The sequence below is a fragment of the Streptomyces sp. JN8 genome, assembly GCF_055808075.1.
This window is the reverse complement of sequence record NZ_CM147852.1, coordinates 6767350-6786938: the sequence shown is the minus strand read 5'-3', so window position 1 is coordinate 6786938 and position 19589 is coordinate 6767350. Positions and strand designations below refer to the sequence as shown.

General features: G+C 73.1%; 17 protein-coding genes and 1 riboswitch. Of the genes, 3 read left to right on the top strand and 14 right to left on the bottom strand.

What is annotated here, in order from left to right:
- Window positions 1-109 precede the first annotated feature (109 nt).
- The 3 genes from ACY0MR_RS30005 to ACY0MR_RS29995 form a co-directional block, all read right to left on the bottom strand.
- Complete coding sequence (locus ACY0MR_RS30005) at window positions 110-1282, bottom strand: acyl-CoA dehydrogenase family protein (protein WP_473556381.1); 1173 nt, start codon at window positions 1280-1282, stop codon at window positions 110-112.
- Window positions 1283-1427: 145 nt separating this feature from the next.
- Window positions 1428-1580, bottom strand: coding sequence for an SCO1431 family membrane protein (locus ACY0MR_RS30000; RefSeq protein WP_148001713.1), 153 nt, complete (start codon window positions 1578-1580; stop codon window positions 1428-1430).
- Between the two features lie 279 nt (window positions 1581-1859).
- Window positions 1860-3260 carry a peptidase C39 family protein gene (locus ACY0MR_RS29995; RefSeq protein ID WP_473556380.1) on the bottom strand — a complete coding sequence of 467 codons (1401 nt, stop codon included), beginning with the start codon at window positions 3258-3260 and terminating at the stop codon, window positions 1860-1862.
- A gap of 429 nt (window positions 3261-3689) precedes the next feature.
- On the opposite strand from ACY0MR_RS29995, the gene ACY0MR_RS29990 reads away from it, so the two are divergent.
- Window positions 3690-4319 (top strand): uridine kinase family protein, encoded by a 630-nt coding sequence (locus ACY0MR_RS29990; RefSeq protein ID WP_388806362.1) that lies wholly within the window; start codon window positions 3690-3692, stop codon window positions 4317-4319.
- A 309-nt stretch (window positions 4320-4628) separates the two neighbouring features.
- Window positions 4629-6548, top strand: coding sequence for an AAA family ATPase (locus tag ACY0MR_RS29985; protein WP_404084291.1), 1920 nt, complete (start codon window positions 4629-4631; stop codon window positions 6546-6548).
- A 180-nt stretch (window positions 6549-6728) separates the two neighbouring features.
- Here the strand turns inward: ACY0MR_RS29985 and ACY0MR_RS29980 are convergent, their stop codons facing one another.
- The 10 genes from ACY0MR_RS29980 to ribD all read right to left on the bottom strand — a co-directional run bounded on the left by ACY0MR_RS29980 (window position 6729) and on the right by ribD (window position 15368).
- On the bottom strand, window positions 6729-7781 hold the full coding sequence (locus ACY0MR_RS29980; protein ID WP_473556376.1) for a hemolysin family protein: 1053 nt from the start codon (window positions 7779-7781) through the stop codon (window positions 6729-6731).
- Window positions 7778-9214, bottom strand: coding sequence for a hemolysin family protein (locus ACY0MR_RS29975; RefSeq protein WP_473556374.1), 1437 nt, complete (start codon window positions 9212-9214; stop codon window positions 7778-7780). Before ACY0MR_RS29975 ends, ACY0MR_RS29980 begins: the two co-directional genes overlap by 4 nt.
- Window positions 9215-9458: 244 nt before the next feature.
- Window positions 9459-9917: a PH domain-containing protein gene (locus tag ACY0MR_RS29970; RefSeq protein WP_388806370.1), complete on the bottom strand. Its 459-nt coding sequence runs from the start codon at window positions 9915-9917 to the stop codon at window positions 9459-9461.
- A 41-nt stretch (window positions 9918-9958) separates the two neighbouring features.
- Window positions 9959-10807 carry an ATP phosphoribosyltransferase gene (gene hisG, locus ACY0MR_RS29965; RefSeq protein WP_073919056.1) on the bottom strand — a complete coding sequence of 283 codons (849 nt, stop codon included), beginning with the start codon at window positions 10805-10807 and terminating at the stop codon, window positions 9959-9961.
- A gap of 79 nt (window positions 10808-10886) precedes the next feature.
- Window positions 10887-11168 (bottom strand): phosphoribosyl-ATP diphosphatase, encoded by a 282-nt coding sequence (locus ACY0MR_RS29960; protein ID WP_361856457.1) that lies wholly within the window; start codon window positions 11166-11168, stop codon window positions 10887-10889.
- Between the two features lie 35 nt (window positions 11169-11203).
- Window positions 11204-11689: a 6,7-dimethyl-8-ribityllumazine synthase gene (ribH, locus tag ACY0MR_RS29955; RefSeq protein WP_015032243.1), complete on the bottom strand. Its 486-nt coding sequence runs from the start codon at window positions 11687-11689 to the stop codon at window positions 11204-11206.
- Window positions 11690-11738: 49 nt separating this feature from the next.
- Complete coding sequence (locus ACY0MR_RS29950; RefSeq protein WP_473556370.1) at window positions 11739-13022, bottom strand: bifunctional 3,4-dihydroxy-2-butanone-4-phosphate synthase/GTP cyclohydrolase II; 1284 nt, start codon at window positions 13020-13022, stop codon at window positions 11739-11741.
- The gene (locus ACY0MR_RS29945) at window positions 13019-13603 is read right to left on the bottom strand and encodes a nicotinamide mononucleotide transporter family protein (RefSeq protein WP_388806529.1); all 585 of its coding nucleotides are present in this window, start codon (window positions 13601-13603) and stop codon (window positions 13019-13021) included. The genes ACY0MR_RS29950 and ACY0MR_RS29945 overlap by 4 nt, the downstream gene beginning before the upstream one ends.
- A 56-nt stretch (window positions 13604-13659) precedes the next feature.
- Window positions 13660-14268: a riboflavin synthase gene (locus ACY0MR_RS29940; RefSeq protein ID WP_361856464.1), complete on the bottom strand. Its 609-nt coding sequence runs from the start codon at window positions 14266-14268 to the stop codon at window positions 13660-13662.
- A gap of 2 nt (window positions 14269-14270) precedes the next feature.
- On the bottom strand, window positions 14271-15368 hold the full coding sequence (gene ribD / locus ACY0MR_RS29935) for a bifunctional diaminohydroxyphosphoribosylaminopyrimidine deaminase/5-amino-6-(5-phosphoribosylamino)uracil reductase RibD (RefSeq protein WP_473556367.1): 1098 nt from the start codon (window positions 15366-15368) through the stop codon (window positions 14271-14273).
- Window positions 15369-15541: 173 nt separating this feature from the next.
- Window positions 15542-15671, bottom strand: a riboswitch (FMN riboswitch).
- Window positions 15672-15913: 242 nt separating this feature from the next.
- Between ribD and ACY0MR_RS29930 the strand changes: the two genes are divergently transcribed.
- Window positions 15914-18295: a chitinase C-terminal domain-containing protein gene (locus tag ACY0MR_RS29930; protein WP_473556364.1), complete on the top strand. Its 2382-nt coding sequence runs from the start codon at window positions 15914-15916 to the stop codon at window positions 18293-18295.
- A gap of 138 nt (window positions 18296-18433) precedes the next feature.
- Here ACY0MR_RS29930 and ACY0MR_RS29925 read toward each other — a convergent pair whose 3' ends face one another.
- Window positions 18434-19582, bottom strand: a complete 1149-nt coding sequence (locus ACY0MR_RS29925; RefSeq protein ID WP_473556362.1) for an ROK family transcriptional regulator — start codon at window positions 19580-19582, stop codon at window positions 18434-18436.
- Between the last annotated feature and the right edge of the window lie 7 nt (window positions 19583-19589).

The window sequence follows — 19589 nt, the reverse complement described above, 5'->3', positions numbered from 1 at the left end:
CCCGCGCCCGCCGCGCCCCCTCGCGCGCCTCGCGCCCGTGCGCCCGCACGCGCCCGCACGCGCCCGCTCGACGGGTCCCGTGCGGAGGCGGGTCCGACCACGCCCGCCGCTAGCCGCCCTGCAGCAGGGACCGGCTGATCACGACCCGCTGGATCTGATTGGTGCCCTCGACGATCTGGAGCATCTTCGCCTCCCGCAGGTACCGCTCCACGGGGAACTCCGCCGTGTACCCGTACCCGCCCAGCACCTGGACCGCGTCGGTCGTGACCGCCATGGCGGCGTCCGAGCAGAACAGCTTGGCCATCGCCGCGCGGCGGCCGAAGGGCCGCCCCTCGTCCCGCAGCCGCGCCGCCTCCAGGTACAGCGCACGGCCGGCCTCGATCCGGGTCGCCATGTCGGCGAGGAGGAAGCGCAGGCCCTGGAAGTCGGAGATCGGCCGGCCGAACTGGCGGCGCTCCACGGCGTAGGCGACGGCAGCGTCGAGGGCGGCCTGGCCGAGCCCGACGGCGCAGGCGGCGATGCCCAGCCGGCCCGAGTCCAGCGCGTCGAGGGCGATGGCGAAGCCCTGTCCCTCGGCGCCGAGGCGCCGCGCGTCGGGCACCCGTACCCCGTCGAAGTGGAGCTGGGCGGTCGGCGAGCCCTTCATGCCCATCTTCCGTTCGGGCGGGGCCGCGCTCAGCCCGGGCGCGTCGCCCGGCACGAGGAAGGCGGTGATGCCCCGGGGGCCCTCCTCGCCGGTGCGGGCCATGACCGTGCAGAAGTCGGCGATGCCGCCGTGGGTGATCCAGGCCTTGGTACCGTCGATCGCCCAGTCGCCGCCGTCGCCGTCCCGGACGGCCCGGGTCCGGAGGGCGGCCGCGTCCGAGCCGGCGGACGGCTCGGAGAGGCAGTACGCGCCGAGCAGGCCGCCGCCGAGCATCGCCGGCAGGTGGGCGGTGCGCTGCGCGTCGGTGCCATACCGGGCGAGCGCGTGGCAGGAGAGGCTGTGGACGCTGACGCCGAGTCCGACGGTGAGCCGCGCGGCGGCCAGTTCCTCCAGGACCTGGAGGTACACCTCGTACGGCTGACCGCCCCCGCCGTACTCGGGGTCGTAGGGCAGTCCGAGCAGTCCGGAGCGGGAGAGCAGGGTGAACAGCTCGCGGGGGAAGTGCCCGGCGTCCTCCTCCTCGGCGGCGCGCGGGGCGATCTCCCGCCGGGCGATGTCCCGCGTCAGGGCGAGCAGCTCGCGGGCCTCGTCGGTGGGCAGCCGGCGCTCGACGCCGTCCGGGGTGCTGTCGGCCATGGCCGGGCGCTCCTCCCTGCCGGGCGCGCACGGGCACGGGCGTGCGGGGGCGCGCGGGGTCGCGGGCAGTATGCCCGTTCGGGGCGACGGGATCACCCGGCGATCGGGGGATCGCGGGGGCGGGGGGCGGGGGTCCGCCCCCCGGTCACATGAGGCCGGCGCGGGTGACCAGCACGGCGAGGAGCACGACCAGGGTCCAGCCGAGGACGTGCTCGAGGAGCTTGGGGCCCCGGTCGTCCTGCGGGCCGCCCGTGCGGGCGCGGAGGAGGAGTCGGGTGGCGGCGGAGGTGGAGGTCATGGCGACCACCTTGCGACACGGGGGCGACCCCGGGGTAGAGACGTCGGTCACGTCCCCCGGGCCCGCCGCGCCGCGCCGGACGTCCCCGGGCGCGGCGAGGGCCTTGTGCCGCACGGGCGAGGGCGGGTCGGGGAGGCGGAGGCGGCAGAAGCCGCCTGTGCCGGAGACCACGTTCCCACCGAGCCGGAGATCACGTTCCCACTCGCGGCGGCACCGCCGCGCGGAGCCCCGACCCGTCGTGAGCGCACCACCCGGGACGCCCGCCGGACCACCCCCCGCTCACACCAGACCGAGCGCCTGCAGTGCGCGGCGCTGGCGTGGTGTCGGCCGCACCGGCCAGAAGACGTAGCAGACCCCGCCCGTACCGCTCCTCACCTTGCCGTTCGCGTCGTAGCGCTTCGTACGGAGCCAGATGTTCTCCCACTCGTGCCGCCGGTAGACCCGGCGGACGGCCTCGTTGCTGGGGGACGCGGGGTCGTTGGCGATGATGTCGCCGTCCGGCGTGATGCCGATGACGGTCATCAGGTGGCCGGAGGTGCCGTAGCCGGCCCCGGTCAGTTCCTCCTGGCGGAACGACTGGGACGTTATGGCCGGGATGCCGGCGCTGATCAGGCTCTCCAGCTCGGTGAGCGAGCGGAGCCGGGTGACCACGGCGTTCATGTCGGGGTACGTGGCGGCGTACGCCGCGTTGAAGGGCCAGTTGCCGCAGCCCTCGTACTGGTGGTCGAAGGTGTGGCGGGCCGCGTGGCAGACCTGCGGGTCGGCGAAGTCCGGGTTCACCCAGGCCAGCTCCTCGGCCGACGGCCTGCGGCCCCAGTACTCGACGATCATCTGCGAGGAGGTCGGGCTGCACCACGCCTCGCCGCCGTTGTCGTACTCGGGGTACTGCCCGACGTGGGTGTTCTGCGAGTAGCGCGGCACGGCCAGCTCGCGCGCCGCGCCCGGCTCGGAGGCGGGCACGGTGAAGCGGTCCGGGACGTCGGAGGCCATCGCGCCGAGCCGCCACACCGTGGGCGTGAGGCCGCTGCCGGGGACGCGGTACAGCGTCAGGCGGAGCCGGTACGAGGCGAGCCGGAGTCCGCTCGCCGTGTCGTCGATCGCGAGGGTGTCGGTCCAGACGGTGCTCCGGCCGTCGGTCTGGTCGTCGACCGACGTCCGCCGGATGTCGCCGTCCCCGGAGGCCCAGCGCCCCAGCACGTACCAGGGGGTGGCGGTCGTGTCGGTGTAGGTGCCGGACAGCTCGACCTGGAGCCAGGTGCCGGGCGGCGTACGGGCGTTCCACGAGGCGATGACCTCGGTGGCGGGCACGGCCGGGGTGTGTTCCGGGGAGGTCCAGCTCGCGTACTCCCAGGCCGAGGTCCGACCGGTGTGCGGGTCGGTGTAGTCGGTGCGCCCCGCCGGGTGGGCGAGGACCAGACCGGGGCGGCGCCCCGCGACCGCCTTCGTCCCGGCCGCGCCGCCGCACCTCCAGTCCGTGTACGAGGACCAGAAGCGGTTGTCGACGAGACCCGGTCCGGAGTCGTGGTCCCGTCCGGCAGCCGCGGCCGGGGCCGCTCCGGCCCCGGCGGGCGGGGCGGCGGGGCCCTCCGGAACAGCGGCCGCGGCGGGAGCGGCCGCGGCCGTTCCGGCGGCGGCGAGAGCCGCTGCGAGAACGGTTCTGCGCGGGGTGGAGCTGGTCATGGGCGGTGACCCCCAGTCGAGAACGGTGGGCGTACGGACCTGCGGACGAACCGGGCGAGCCGGCAGAGGAAGGAGGCGGAGGAAGAGGGTGGGAGCAGGTGGGAGGGGGTGGGGGGGTGGAGGGGCGGCGACGGTACGCGGTGGGCCGGCGGGTGCTTCGGGCGGACCTGGTGGCGTCCGAGCACGCCGGTACAGGGGCCGACGGACACGCGGACCTGGGCGGACACGGGCACACGGGCGTACGGGCCTCCGCGCGCCGGAAGCCCGGGTGGGGCGCGCCCGGGCGGACCGGGCGCGCCCCACTATCGCGGCTTCCGGTACGCCTCCGCCAGCACTTCGCCCCGCGTCGCCGCACCAATATTGGTCTCTACCACTGACGGTGGTACCTCCCTGACCTGCGAAGGTCCCCCACTCCCCTACCCTGGCCCCATGAACGACCTCGATCGCGCCGCCCACGCGCTGCTCCGACTCCCGCCCTCCTGCGGGCCGGTCCGGCTGATCGCGGTCGACGGGCACGCGGGCTCCGGCAAGTCCACGCTCGCCACCGGGCTCGCCGCCGCCCTGGGCGGCGCGCCCGTCCTCCGCCTCGACGACCTCGCCACGCACGAGGAGCTGTTCGAGTGGACCGGGCGCCTGCGGGAGCAGGTCCTCGACCCCCTCGCGCACGGCGAGAACGCGTCGTACCGCCCCTACGACTGGCACCTGCGCCGGTTCGGCGGGGCGCGCGAACTGCCGGCGGCTCCGGTCGTCCTCGTCGAGGGGGTGGGTGCGGGCCGGGCGGCGGTACGGCCGTTCCTGGCGTGGCTGCTGTGGATGGAGCGCGGTCCCGGGGAATCCTGGGTGCGGGGCCGCCATCGGGACGGACCGGAGCAGGCGTCCTTCTGGGACGGCTGGACCGTGGCGGAGACTCGCCATTTCGCCGGAGACCCCTCCCGACCCTTCGCCGACACCCTGGTACAGGAGTGCGACGAGGGATACGAATGGCTCCCCGGGCCGGGTGTGACAGCGGGCGCGGACCAGATCATCACGCACCGTGACGGCTTCATGTCCGTGAACTGAGGGGGTGGAAGTCCGCTTCCGCAAGTGCCTCAACTCCGCTTGACCCAAGGGGCGTACAGGTCTTACGTTCTGAATGTGCGGCTTTTCGAAGCCGCCGCGGACGCGAGGCCCCCGGTTGTTCCCCCGTGATCGGGGGCTTCGTTCTGCCCCTCAACACCCTCTCCGACGCCTCCGGCGACCCCTGACGCTCACCCAGGGTCACCGGTTCCGGATCATGCGCTTCTCCTTAATCGCGCACCCCCTGCGCAGGTACGATGCCCCCAGGTGCGGTCAAATCCCGTCCATGCGAAGACGGTTGTGGGGGACCCGATGGACATCGGCACGCAGGGCGCGCAGGCCCCGGCCGAACTCGCCTGGCTGCGCGGAATCGACGCCTACACGATGGGTGCGTATCCGCAGGCGGAGGACGAGTTCCGGACGGCGGTAAGGCTCGACCCCGGGATGGCGGACGCCTGGCTCGGGCTGCACGCGCTCCGGGCCGACACCACGACCGCGCTGCTGCGCATGTACCGCAACCGCGACCGCTTCGGCGAGCAGCGGACCCGGTACCGGCGCCCGCTGAACTCCTGGTACTGGCTCGGCTGGTGGGTGCAGCCGGTCCTGGAGAGCCCCCGCGACCTGCTGCTCGCGCACGCCTCCCACTGGCTCGACGGGCGCCACGTACCCGAGCTCGACCGGGCCCTCGCGGGCCTCCCCCCGGTCGACACCGACCCGCAGGTGCGCTTCCTGCACGCCTGCCGGGCCTATCTCGTCAAGGACTGGGACCAGCTGGTCCGGCACACCGAGACGCTCGTCGACGACCCGCTGCTCGGCATCGAGGCGGGGCTGTTCGGCGGCATGGCCCGGGTGCGCCTGGAGATGTACGGGCAGGCCGAGCCGCTGCTGTCGGCCGCGCTGATGCGCTGTCGCAGCGAACAGCCCCAACGCAAGGAGCTGCGCTACTGGTTGGCCCGCGCCCACGAGGGCACCGGACGCAGCGCCGCCGCCCTGCCGCTCTACCGCGCCGTGCACCGGATCGACCCGGCGTTCATGGACACGGCCGCCCGGCTCGCGGCGATCGCCGAGTACGACGGCTTCGAGGGGTACGAGGGGATCGACGACCCCGCCGGGCTCGCGGCGGTCGCCCTGGGCACCGTCGGCGGCGGGCTCGGGCAGGACGCCTCGGACACCGCGCCGGGCACCGAGCCCGAGGCGGCCGGGCCGCTGGGCGACGGGGTGCGGCTCGCCCCCGATCCCGTCCCGCCGGCGCCCGCCCCGCCGCCGGAGACCGTACGGCAGAAGACCCCGCTGCCGTCCCAACCGGTGCCGCCGCGCTTCCCCGAGGGGCCCACCGATCCCGTGCTGCTCGCGGAGGCACTCGCCGAGCTGGAGGGCATGGTCGGCCTGGAACCGGTGAAGCGCCAGGTCAAGGCGCTGTCGGCGCAGCTTGAGATGGCGCGCCTTCGCGCGGGGCAGGGCCTGCCGGTGCAGCCGCCCAAGCGCCACTTCGTCTTCTCCGGGCCCTCCGGCACCGGGAAGACCACGGTCGCCCGGATCCTGGGGCGGGTGTTCTACGCCCTCGGGCTCCTCGGCGGCGACCATCTGGTGGAGGCCCAACGGGCGGACCTCGTCGGCGAGTTCCTCGGACAGACCGCGGTCAAGGCGAACGAGCTGATCGACTCGGCCGTCGGCGGCGTGCTCTTCGTGGACGAGGCGTACGCGCTCTCCAACACCGGATACAGCAAGGGCGACGCCTACGGGGACGAGGCCCTCCAGGTGCTCCTCAAGCGGGCCGAGGACAACCGCGACCACCTCGTGGTCATCCTGGCCGGCTACCCCGAGGGCATGGACCGGCTGCTCAGCACCAACCCCGGGCTCTCCTCCCGTTTCACCACCCGGGTCGACTTCCCCTCGTACCGACCGCTGGAGCTCACCGCGATAGGAGAGGTCCTCGCCGCGGCCAACGGCGACGGCTGGGACGACGAGGCCCGCGACGAGCTGCGCTCGATCAGCGGGCACGTCGTCGAACAGGGCTGGATCGACGAACTGGGCAACGGCCGCTTCCTGCGCACCCTGTACGAGAAGTCCTGCGCCTACCGCGACCTGCGGCTCTCGGGCTACGCCAGCACCCCGACCCGGGAGGATCTGGCGACCCTGCGGCTGGGCGACCTGATGCAGGCGTACGGAGAGGTCCTGTCGGGCCGGGGCCCGGTCGACCGCGGCCCCCAGCAGGAGCCACCGGGCTACTAGGGGGTGTCGGACCGCGGTCGGAGGCCGGGGCGGACCACGCCGGACCGGTGGGCCGGACCGGACCCGACCCGACCGCATCCCCCCGACGGTTCCGCTCCCGCCCGACAGGAACGGGCCCGGTCGGGGAGCGGCGTGCGCCGCTCCCCGACCGGGCCCGTTCCGTCGCGGTGGGACCGCCCGTCAGACCCCGGCGCCCGCCGACACCGTCCTCAGCCGGTGGGCTGGGTCGCGGACCTCGCCCACCAGCATCTCCAGGACGTCCTCCAGGGCGACCAGGCCGAGCACCCGGCCCGAGCCGTCCGCGACCTGCGCCAGATGCGTCGCGGCGCGGCGCATCACCGTGAGGGCGTCGTCGAGGGGGAGTTCGGCGCGGAGCGTGGCCATCGGGCGCCACAGCCGCTGCGGGACCGCCCGCTCCCTTTCGTCCAGGTCGAGGACGTCCTTCACGTGCACGAAGCCCAGGAAGGCCGAGCCCTCCGCGGCACGGACCGGGAAGCGCGAGTACCCGGTCCGCACGGTCAGCTCCTCGATCTCCCGCGGAGTGACCGTCGGTGCGACCGTGACCAGGGAGGACGGGGGGATCAGGACCTCCGTCACCGGGCGGGTGCCCAGTTCGAGGGCGTCCTCCAGGCGCTCCTGCTCGGCCGGGTCGAGCAGACCGGCCTGGCCGGCGTCCTCGACGAGGCGGCCGAGCTGGACGCTGGTGAAGACCGCCTCCACCTCGTCCTTGGGCTCCACCTTGAACGCCCGCAGGACCAGCCGGGCGCAGGCGCCGAGCGCGGCCGTCACGGGACGGCAGAGCCGGGCGAAGCCGACGAGGCCGGGGGCCAGCCAGAGCGCGGTCCGCTCGGGCGCGGCCATCGCCAGGTTCTTCGGGACCATCTCGCCGATGACGAGGTGGAGGACGACGACCGCGGCGAGGGCGATCACGTAGCCGAGCGGGTGGACCAGCCCGTCCGGGACGCCGACCGTGTGGAAGACGGGTTCGAGGAGCCGGGCCACGGTCGGCTCCGCGACGGCCCCGAGCGTCAGGGAGCAGACGGTGATGCCGAACTGCGCGGCCGCCATCATCTGCGGCAGGTTCTCCAGTCCGTGCAGGACCTGCTTGGCGCGGGCGCCGCCGAGCGGCTCGATCTGGCTGCGGCGGACGGAGACGAGCGCGAACTCGGCCCCGACGAAGAAGCCGTTGGCCAGCACGAGCAGGACGGCGAAGAGCAGCGGAAGGGTACTCATCGGACCGCCTCCGCAGCCACCGGGACGGGCACGTCGGCAGGGGGCGGGAAGGGCTCGGACACCGGGTCGGCGGTCTCGGCGACCGCCCGTCCGGAGGCGGGTCCGGCCACCGGCTCGGGCACCGGTTCCGTCCGGACGATCCGGACGCGCTCGGCGCGGTAGCGGTCGACCTCGCGGACCGAGAGGCACCAGCCGGGCAGCTCGGCCCGGTCGCCCGGGGCGGGGATCCGACCCAGGAGGTCGGCGACGAGCCCGGCGACGGTCTCGTACGGCCCGTCGGGCACGTCGAGGCCTATCCGGCGCAGCGCGTGGACCCGGCAGGAGCCGTCGGCGTCCCAGGCGGGCCGCCCGTCCTCGGCGGGCGCGGCGGCCAGCTCGGGCCGTCCGTCGGCAGCCGTGTCGTGCTCGTCGCGGACCTCGCCGACGAGCTCCTCCACGATGTCCTCCAGGGTGACGACCCCGGCCGTGCCGCCGTACTCGTCGACGACGACCGCGATGGGCTGTTCCCGGCGCAGCCGCTCCAGCAGGGCCTGGGCGGGCAGCGACTCGGGCACCAGGAGCGGCGGGACCGCGATCCGCCCGACGGGGGTCCGCAGCCGGGCGTGCGGCGCGACGGCGAGCGCGTCCTTGAGGTGGACCATGCCGACGACCTCGTCGATGCGGTCCCGGTAGACGGGGAAGCGCGAGAGGCCGGTGGCCCGGGTGAGGTTGAGGACGTCGGCCGCGGTGGCGTCCCACTGGAGGGCGTTCACCTTCACGCGCGGGGTCATGACCTGCTCGGCGGTGAGGCCGCCGAGGGACAGGGTCCGTACGAAGAGGTCGGCGGTGTCCTGTTCGAGGGCGCCGGCCTCGGCGGAGTGCCGGGCCAGGGAGACCAGTTCGCCGGGGGTGCGGACGGAGTCCAGCTCCTCGGTGGGCTCGACGCCCAGGAGCCGGACGAGCCGGTTCGCGACCCGGTTGAGCAGGGAGATCACCGGCCGGAAGAGGGCGGAGAAGGCGCGCTGCGGGGTGGCGACGAAGCGGGCCACCTGCAGCGGCCGGGAGACCGCCCAGTTCTTCGGGACGAGCTCGCCCACCACCATCTGGACGGCGGAGGCGAGGAGCATCCCGATCACCACCGCGATCCCGGAGACGGCCCCGGCGGGCAGTCCGGTCGCGGTGAGCGGTCCGTGCAGCAGGCCGGCGAGCGCGGGCTCGGCGAGCATGCCGACGACGAGGGAGGTGATGGTGATGCCCAGCTGGGTGCCGGAGAGCTGGAAGGACAGCTCGCGCAGCGCGGTGACGACGGTGCGGGCGCGCCGGTCGCCGTCGGCCGCGGCCCGCTCGGCCTCGGCGCGCTCGACGGTGACGAGGCCGAACTCGGCGGCCACGAAGAATCCGTTGGCGAGGATCAGGACGAAGGCCGCGAAGAGCAGCAGAAGGGAGACGATCATGCCGCCGCCTCCTGGGAGGGGGCGGCGCAGGTACTACCGGACGATCCGTCCATTGCTGGAGGGAGTCACTCCTCGGGTCGAAGGGGGTGCCTCGCGGGCCGCCGTACGGGGGCCCTGCACACGCGAGGCGGTGGTGCCGCTCGGCACCACCGCCTCCAGAGTAGTCACGCGGAGCCCGCGAGGGGCAGGGGGTCGGCCCCGGATGGGGGACGGAACACGTCCGTCCGCCCCACGGAGCGGCCCGTCAGGCCTTCGCCTGCTCCGTGCCCGTGCCGTGGCTCTCGGCCAGGGCCCGCAGGGCACGGGCGTCCCGGATGGCCGACTCCTTGGCGATGCCGGGCTGGATGCCCAGCGCCGGCAGGCTGGTGCCGTCGCTCAGGTCGAGGAAGACCCAGGGGTCGCCGGGCCGCAGGTTGACCTTGAGGATCTCCGCCCAGGCCAGCCGACGGGTGCGGGTGATGTTGACGACCGTGACGCCCTCGTCGTCGGCGACGATCTTCGGGCGGCTCAGCAGGACGAGGATCCCGAGCAGGAGCGCCGCGGTGAAGACGAAGCTGAGGCGCTCCCCCGGTCCCAGCCGCTCCAGCATCAGCGCGACGGCGGTGACGACGACGAACATCAGGACGCCCAGGGTCAGCAGCACGGCCCGGGTGCGCCCGGGACGGAAGGTGACCGGAAGTGCGGGCGTCGGTGCCTGGGACATCGGGGGTTCCTCGGGGCCTTCGGTGCGGGCGGTCCGTGCCGTCAGAGGCGGCAGGCGTGGATGGCGGTGGTGAGGATGGCGCGGGCACCGATCTCGTAGAGGTCGTCCATGATCCGCTGCGCCTCCTTGGCGGGGACCATCGCGCGGACGGCGACCCAGCCCTCGTTGTGCAGCGGGGAGACGGTCGGCGACTCCAGGCCCGGGGTGAGGGCGACGGCCTGCTCCAGGTGCTCGGCGCGGCAGTCGTAGTCCATCATCACGTACGAGCGGGCGACGAGGACGCCCTGGAGTCGGCGCATGAACTGCTGGACCTGCGGGTTGTCGTCGGTGGCGCCGTGGCGGCGGACGACGACGGCCTCGGAGGTCAGGATCGGCTCGCCGATGACCTCCAGGCCGGCGTTGCGCAGGCTGGTGCCGGTCTCCACGACGTCCGCGATGATCTGGGCGACGCCCAGCTGGATCGCGGTCTCCACGGCCCCGTCCAGGTGCACGACGGAGGCGTCGATGCCCTGGTCCGCGAGGTGCTTGGCGACGATGCCCTCGTAGGAGGTGGCGATCGTCATGCCGCCGAAGTCCTCGGGGCCGTTCGCCGTGCCCGGGCGGGTGGCGTAGCGGAAGGTGGAGCGGCCGAAGTTCAGCGCGAGGATCTCCTCGGCGCTGGCGCCGGAGTCCAGGAGCAGGTCACGGCCGGTGATGCCGATGTCCAGCTTCCCGGAGGCGACGTAGATCGCGATGTCCTTCGGGCGCAGGTAGAAGAACTCGACCTCGTTGTCGGGGTCGATGACGACGAGCTCCTTGGACTCCTTGCGCTGGCGGTAGCCGGCCTCATGGAGCATTGCCGACGCAGGTCCGGAGAGGGAACCCTTGTTGGGAACGGCGATGCGCAGCATGGGGTGAGCTTCCTTTGCCTGGGAGTGGTGGGAGTCCGGTTCCGTGCGCCGGAGGACGTGCCTCCGGGGACGGCTGTGCTCAGAGGTGGGCGTAGACGTCGTCGAGCGAGATCCCGCGGGCGACCATCATCACCTGGACGTGGTACAGCAGCTGCGAGATCTCCTCGGCGGCCGCGTCCTTGCCCTCGTACTCGGCGGCCATCCAGACCTCGGCGGCCTCTTCGACGACCTTCTTGCCGATGGCATGGACGCCCTTGTCGACCAGCTCCGCGGTGCGGGAGGTGGCCGGGTCGCCGGTCTCGGCCTTGAGCTTGAGCTCGGCGAAGAGCTCTTCGAAGGTTTTGCGGGTTCCGTTCGCCATGATGGTCCTAAGAGTACGGGGTGAGGGTCGCGTCATCAGCGCCAGGGTTCGCTCACCGTGCGCAGCGTGGTCGCGGTCGCGACGGCGGCGGTGACGGCCTCGTGGCCCTTGTCCTCGGTGGATCCCTCGAGGCCGGCCCGGTCGAGCGCCTGCTCCTCGGTGTCGACGGTGAGGACCCCGAATCCGACGGGTACGCCGGTGTCGATCGAGACCTGGGTGAGGCCGTGGGTGACGCCCTGGCACACGTACTCGAAGTGCGGCGTTCCGCCGCGGATGACGACGCCGAGCGCCACGATGGCATCGTAGCCGCGCCCGGCGAGGACCTTCGCCACGACCGGGAGCTCGAAGCTGCCGGGGACGCGCAGGAGGGTCGGCTCGTCGATGCCGAGCTCGCTCAGGGCGCGCAGGGCGCCGTCGACGAGTCCGTCCATGATCTTCTCGTGCCACTGCGCCGCGATGACCGCGACCCGCAGGTCGCCGCAGTTCTTCACGCTGAGGACGGGTGCGCCCTTGCCGCTCATGATTCTCCTTGCCGGTGGATCCGTACGTGGTGGGTGGATGCGTCCGCGGTCACTGGTTGCCGCAGGTGGACGTCTGGGAGCCGTCCAGCCAGGGCAGGTCGTGGCCCATCCGGTCCCGCTTGGTGCGCAGGTACCGGAGGTTGTGCTCGCCGGCCGTGACGGGCATGGGCTCGCGGCCCCTGACCGTGAGGCCGTGCCGGGTCAGGGCGTCGATCTTGTCGGGGTTGTTGGTCATCAGGCGCAGGCTGCGGACGCCGAGGTCGACGAGGATCTGCGCGCCGGCCGCGTAGTCGCGGGCGTCGGCGGGCAGCCCGAGTTCCAGGTTGGCGTCGAGGGTGTCGCGGCCCTGCTCCTGGAGCTCGTACGCGCGGAGCTTGGACAGCAGGCCGATGCCGCGGCCCTCGTGGCCCCGGAGGTAGACCACGACGCCCCGGCCCGCCTCGGTGATGCGGTCCATGGAGGCCTGCAGCTGGGGGCCGCAGTCGCAGCGCAGCGAGTGGAAGATGTCGCCGGTCAGGCACTCGGAGTGGACCCGGACCAGGACGTCCTCGGCGCCGCCTGCGGCGATGTCGCCGTGGACGAGGGCGACGTGCTCGACCCCGTCCACGGTGGAGCGGTAGCCGTAGGCGGTGAAGTCGCCGTGCGCGGTGGGGAGCCGGACCTCGGCCTCGCGGCGCACGGTCGGCTCGGCGGAGCGCCGGTAGGCGATCAGGTCCTCGATGGAGATGATCGTGAGGCCGTGCTTGCGGGCGAAGGGGACCAGCTCCGGGAGGCGCAGCATGACGCCGTCCTCGCCGGCGATCTCGACGATCGCGCCGGCCGGGCGGAGGCCCGCGAGGCGGGCGAGGTCGACGGCGGCCTCGGTGTGCCCGTTGCGGGCGAGGACGCCGCCCTCCTTGGCGCGGAGCGGGAAGATGTGGCCGGGGCGCACGAAGTCGGAGGGCTCGTGGCGGCCGCTCGCCAGCATCCGCAGGGTGGTGGCGCGGTCGGCGGCGGAGATGCCGGTGGTGACGCCGTGGGCCGGAGCCGCGTCGACGGAGACCGTGAAGGCGGTGCGCATCGACTCGGTGTTGTGCGCGACCATCTGCGGGAGCTCCAGGCGCTCCAGCTCGTCGTGCTCCATGGGGGCGCAGATCAGGCCGCGGCACTCGCTCATCATGAAGGCGACGACCTCGGGGGTGGCCTTCTCGGCGGCGATGACGAGGTCGCCCTCGTTCTCGCGGTCCTCGTCGTCGACGACGACGACGGGCCGGCCGGCGGCGATGTCGCGGATCGCCTGCTCGACGGGGTCGAGGGCCAGGTCGGTGGCGTCCCAGATCGGCAGCGCGCTCATGCGTGGGCTCCTTCCAGAGCGGTGGCGGAGGTCGTGCGCGTCCGGAGCCACCAGTCGCGCATGCCCCAGACGACGAGGGCGAAGTAGATGACGTAGACCAGGCCGGAGAAGGCGAGGCCGCTGTTGAAGGCGAGCGGGACGCCGACGAGGTCGACGAGGAGCCAGGCGAACCAGAACTCGACCAGGCCGCGGGCCTGGGCGATCATCGCGACGAGGGTGCCGACGAAGATGTACGCGTCGGCCCACGGGCTCCAGGAGAGCGACGGGTAGAGGGTGAAGAGGCCGCCGACGGCGAGGGTGCCGAGGGCCGCTCCGGCGAGGAGCAGCGCGCGCTCCTTCCAGGTGGCGAAGCGGACCGCGATGGAGCCGTCCTGGGCCTGCTGCCGGCCGCGGTTCCACTGCCACCAGCCCCAGGCGGCGACGCCGATGACGAGGAGCTGCTTGCCGACGCCGCCGGCGAGGTGGGCGGAGGCGTAGGCGCCGACGAGGATCAGGCCGGAGAGCAGCTGGGCGGGCCAGGTGAGGATGGACCGGCGCCAGCCGAGCGCGAGGGCGATGAGGCCGATCGTGTTGCCGATCATGTCGGACCACAGGATGTGCTGGCCGAACGCGCTGAAGGCCTCGGAGTTGAGCCAGTTCACTTGTCGCCCTCCCCGGCGTTCGGGCCGAGCAGCCGCTCGACGTACTTGGCGATGACGTCCACTTCGAGGTTGACCGGGTCGCCGGACCGCTTGATGCCGAGCGTGGTCAGGTCGAGGGTGGTCGGGATGAGGCTGATGGTGAACCAGTCGTCGGCGACCTCGACGACGGTGAGGCTGACGCCGTCGACCGTGATGGAGCCCTTCTCGACGACGTAGCGGGAGAGGTGGGCGGGCAGGCCGACCTTGACGAGTTCCCAGTGCTCGGACGGGGTGCGCTCCAGGATCGTGCCGGTGCCGTCCACGTGGCCCTGGACGATGTGTCCGCCGAGGCGGCCGCCGACGGCCATGGGCCGCTCCAGGTTGACGCGGGAGCCGGTCTCCAGGGCGCCGAGGCTGGACCGCTTGAGGGTCTCGGCCATGACGTCGGCGGTGAACTCGCCGTCGGCGGTCTCGACGACCGTGAGGCAGACGCCGTTGACGGCGATGGAGTCGCCGTGCCGGGCGCCCTCCGTGACCAGGGGGCCGCGCAGGCGGAAGCGGGAGGCGTCCGCCAGCTGCTCGACGGCGGTGACCTCGCCCAGCTCTTCGACGATTCCGGTGAACACGGTCAGGCTCCCTTGGGGACGGCGGTGGGGTGCGGGGCGGCGGTGACGCGGAGGTCGGGTCCGATGCGGACGGTGTCGGTGACGTCGAGCCGCAACGCTTCGGTGATGGTGGTGATTCCTGCGTCGGCGAGGGCGTTCGGGCCGGCGCCGAGGAGGACGGGGGCGAGGTAGCCGACGACCTGGTCGACGGCGCCGGCGGCGACGAAGGCGCCGGCGAGGGTGGGGCCGCCCTCCAGGAGGACGGAGCGGACGCCGCGCGCGTGGAGGGCGTCCAGGAGGGCGGGTACGGACAGGCCGCGGTCCGCCCTGGGGAGGCGGAGGACGCGGGCGTCGTCGAGGCCGGTCGCGGCGTCCCGCGCGATCGCGATCAGGGTCGGGGCCGCGTCGTCGAGGATCCGGGCGCCGGGCTTCACGGCGGTCCCCTCGGTGTCGACGACCACCCGGAGCGGCTGGACGGCTCCCTCGACGCCGCGGACGGCGAGGTGGGGGTCGTCGGCGCGGGCGGTGCCGGAGCCGACGACGACGGCGTCGGCCTCGGCGCGCAGCCGGTGGACGTCGGCGCGGGACTCCGGGGAGGTGATCCAGCGGGAGGTGCCGTCGGCGGCGGCGATCCGGCCGTCGAGGGTGGCGGCGTACTTCCAGCGGACGAAGGGGCGGCCGTGGCGTACGGAGGTGAGCCAGGCGATGTTGCCGGCCTCCGCCTCGGCCTCCAGGAGCCCCTGCCGGACCTCGACGCCGGCGGCGCGCAGCGTGTCGGCGCCTCCGGTGGCCTGCGGGTTCGGGTCGCCGACGGCGTAGAGGACGCGGCTGATCCCGGCCTCGATCAGGGCCTGCGCGCAGGGGCCGGTGCGGCCGGTGTGGTTGCAGGGTTCGAGGGTGACGTAGGCGGTGGCGCCGCGGGCGAGGGCGCCCGCCTCGCGCAGGGCGTGGACCTCGGCGTGGGGGCCGCCGGCGCGCCGGTGGTAGCCCTCGCCGACCACGTGTCCGGCGGCGTCGGTGATGACGCAGCCGACGACGGGGTTGGGGCTGGTGGCGCCGAGACCGCGTGCGGCGAGCTCGACGGCGCGTCGCATGGCGGTGATGTCGGCCTGCTGGGCCACCGGGTCCTCCTGCCTCTTCGGGCACGGACTCCGGGGCCTGTCGATGACGACAGAGAGCGGGACGACGCTTCGCGCAGGGTGCGCCGGGGCCGCGGTCGCACGGGTACGCCGATCGGTGTCGATACGGCGACCAGCGGACGTACGGCCGGCACACCCCGGAAAGGGGTCGCCCGCCGCGCACTGCCTCCCATCCGGACTTTCACCGTCGGTCCAGGAATCTCACCTGGTCAACCGGCCGCTGGCTGCGGACGGGTCGCGGACTATACCGCCGGTTCGGAATTACACCGACCCCGGAGTGCGCTGCTGCTGATACAGGGCCAGTGTGCCACGACCCGCGAGGGGCGTCGTGGCCGGATTCCTGTGGTCTGGCTCACAGGGTCCCATAGAACCCTTCTTTGGTCCAGACCTATTGACGCACTGGTCTAGTCCTCTTAATCTCCGTGTCACCTCCGAGGAACGGTCCGGCGGGGTGCGCACCCCACGGGCCCAACACGACCCACCCCCTTGTTCGTTGTGTTCTCCCACCTCCCCAGGAGGAACCGATCGTGTTGTCCCCCACCGCGAAGAGAGCCTCGCTGCTCTCGTCCGGCGCAGCCGTCGCCGGACTGCTGCTCAGCTCGCTCTCCGGCGGCGTCTCGTACGCGGCCGACAACGAGTCCTGTCGCCCCGACGGGCTCTACAAGACGGCCGGCGTCGACGTGCCGTACTGCTCGGTCTACGACACCGAGGGCCGCGAGAAGATGGGCGCGGACCACCAGCGCCGGGTCATCGGCTACTTCACCGGCTGGCGCGACGGCAAGAACGGCCAGCCCGCGTACCTGGCCAAGGACATCCCGTGGGAGAAGATCACCCACATCAACTACGCCTTCGGGCACATCGGCTCGGACAACAAGCTCTCCGTCGGCACGGACGGTCCGAACAACGCCGCCACCGGGATGACCTGGCCCGGTGTCGCAGGCGCCGAGATGGACCCGGCGTACGCCTACAAGGGCCACTTCAACCTGCTCAACAAGTTCAAGAAGCAGCACCCGAACGTGAAGACGCTGATCTCGGTCGGCGGCTGGGCCGAGACCGGCGGCTACTTCGCGGACAACGGGAGCCGGGTGAACTCCGGCGGCTTCTACTCGATGGCGACCAACGCCGACGGTTCGGTCAACCAGGCCGGGATCGACACCTTCGCCGCCTCGTCCGTCGACTTCATCCGCAAGTACGGCTTCAACGGCGTCGACATCGACTACGAGTACCCGACGACCATGAAGGACGCCGGCAACCCGCTCGACTGGCAGATCGCCAACGCGCGCCGCGCCGGGCTCGTGCAGGGCTACGCGGCCCTCATGAAGTCCCTGCGCGAGAAGCTGGACGTGGCCGGCGCCGCCGACGGCAAGCACTACCTGCTGACCGTCGCCGCCCCCTCCTCCGGCTACCTGCTGCGCGGCATGGAGACCTTCCAGGTGCAGAAGTACCTGGACTACGTCAACATCATGTCCTACGACCTGCACGGCGCCTGGAACGAGTACGTCGGACCCAACGCCTCCCTCTTCGACGACGGCAAGGACGGCGAGCTCGCCGCGGCCAACGTCTACGGCTCCGCGCAGTACGGCAACATCGGGTACCTCAACACCGACTGGGCCTACCACTACTTCCGCGGCTCGATGCCGGCCGGCCGCATCAACATCGGCCTGCCGTACTACACCCGCGGCCACAAGAACGTCCAGGGCGGCACCGACGGCCTGTGGGGCAAGGCCACCGCGACCACCTGCCCGGCCGGCGCCGGTCTGACCAAGTGCGGTGACGGCGCCACCGGCATCGACAACCTGTGGCACGACAAGGACACCAACGGTGTCGAGTCGCCCGCCGGCTCCAACCCGATGTGGCACGCCAAGAACCTCGAGAAGGGGATCGTCGGCGATTACGTCACCCAGTACGGCTTCCCGGCGAACACCACGCTGACCGGCACCTACACCCGCAAGTACGACTCGACCCTGGTCGCGCCGTGGCTGTGGAACGCGCAGAAGAAGGTCTTCCTCTCCACCGAGGACGAGCAGTCGGTGGCCGCGAAGGCCGACTACGTGGTCAACAAGGGCATCGGCGGCACGATGGTCTGGGAGATGGCCGGCGACTACGACTGGAACGCCACCAAGGGCCAGTACGAGATCGGCGACACCCTCACCTCGCTGATGTACGACAAGTTCAAGGCGGCCACCCCGTACGGCGCGAAGAAGTCCAACGCGACGCTGCCGACCAAGGCCGTGAAGATCGACGCGCAGTTCACCGAGTTCAAGCTCGGCGACTCGAACTACCCGATCACCCCGAAGATCAAGATCACCAACAACACGGCGGCCACCCTCCCGGGCGGCACGGAGTTCCAGTTCGACTACGGGACCTCGGCCCCGGCGAACGCCTCAGACCAGTCGGGCTTCGGCACCAAGGTGATCAGCAGCGACCACACGGGCAGCAACGTGGGCGGCCTGAAGGGCGACTTCCACCGAGTCTCCCTGAAGCTCCCGGCCTGGCAGTCGCTGGCCCCGGGCGCCACGGTCGACCTCGCGTTCAACTACTACCTGCCGGTGTCCACCCCCTCCAACTGGACGGTGAGCATCAACGGCACGACGTACGCCCTCGCCGGTGACCTGGCGCGCGGCACGACGGTGGTGGAGCCGGGCACCACGACCCCGCCGACCACGCCGCCGACGACTCCGCCCACCACGCCTCCGACGACCCCGCCCACGACTCCCCCGACCACGCCTCCGACGACGCCGCCCACCGGCTGCGGCACGGTCCCGGCGTACGTCGCGGGCACGGTCTACAACGCGGGCAACGAGGTCTCCCACAACGGCCGCAAGTACAAGGCCCAGTGGTGGACCCAGAACGAGACGCCGGGCACGACCGGCGAGTGGGGCGTCTGGAAGGACCTCGGTCCCTGCTGACGCACCCCCTCCGAGACCCCCGGCGGCGGAACATCACGGCCCTTGCCGCCGCCGGGCTCCCCCAGCGCCGCGCCCCCCTGTCCGGGGCGCGGCGCGCTCGCGTCTCCGGGGCCGTACGGGAGGGGCACGGCCACCGCCTCAGCTCCCGAGCCCCGCGGCCGGTGCACCGAAGAGCTCGTCCTGGGCCGCGTCGCGGGCGAGGAGCAGGGCTCCGCGCAGCACCGCCGTGTCGCCCAGGTCCGTCGCGCGGACCTCGGCGCGGAGCGGGGAGAGGGCGGCCAGTTCGGCCTCCACGCGCGCGGCGAGCGCGGCGCCGCCCTGGTGGCCCGTCTCCCCGGCCAGGACCACGCAGCCGGGGTCGAGGACCGAGACGACGGCCGCCGCGCCGATCGCGAGGCGGCGGGCCAGGGCGTCGAGGAAGGGGCCGGGGCCCGAGGCGAGCGCCTCGGCCGCGGTGAGGCCGTGGTCGGCCGCCAGCGCCTCCACGGCGGCCGCGCAGGCCAGCTCGTGGAAGCCGCCGTCGCAGCCGGTGGCCGAGGGGAGGCCGGATGTGCCGGGCACCGGCAGGAAGCCGATCTCGCCCGCGCCGCCGGAGGCGCCGCGGCGCAGCCGCCCGCCGAGCACGACCGCGGCACCGACGCCCTGACCGAGCCAGAGCAGGACGAAGTCCTCCCGCTCGCGGGCCGCGCCCTCGCGCAGTTCGGCGACGGCGGCGAGGTTGGTCTCGTTCTCGACGAGGACGCGCGCGGGCAGCCGTTCCTGGAGGACGCCGACCAGCCGCCGGTGCCAGGCGGGCAGGCCCGAGGAGTCGCGGAGTTCGCCGGTGGCCGGGTCGATCAGGCCGGGGGCGCCGACGGCGACGGTGTGCAGCCGGTCGGCGCCCGCCTCCCGCACGGTCCGCTCCAGGAGCGCGACGGCCTTCTCCACGGCCGGCCCGGTGTCGCTGTCGTCGCCGACGGGCACGGCGGCCTCGGCGAGGGTGGCGCCGAGCAGGTCGGTGACGGTGACGGAGACCGACCGCGTCCGGACGTCGAGGGCGGCCAGGTGCGCGCGGTCGGCGACCAGCCCGTACAGCTTGGCGTTGGGCCCCCGCCGCTCCGCTCCGGACTCGCCGACGACATGGACGAGCCCGGAGCCCCGGAGGCGCTCGACGAGATCGGCGACGGTGGGCCGGGAGAGCCCGGTGAGCGTCTTGAGCTGAGTGGCCGTCAACGGTCCCTCGTCCTGGAGCAGTCGCAGGGCGAACCGGTCGTTGATGGCTCGTGCGGTGCTCGGGGATGCGGCCATGCGGCGA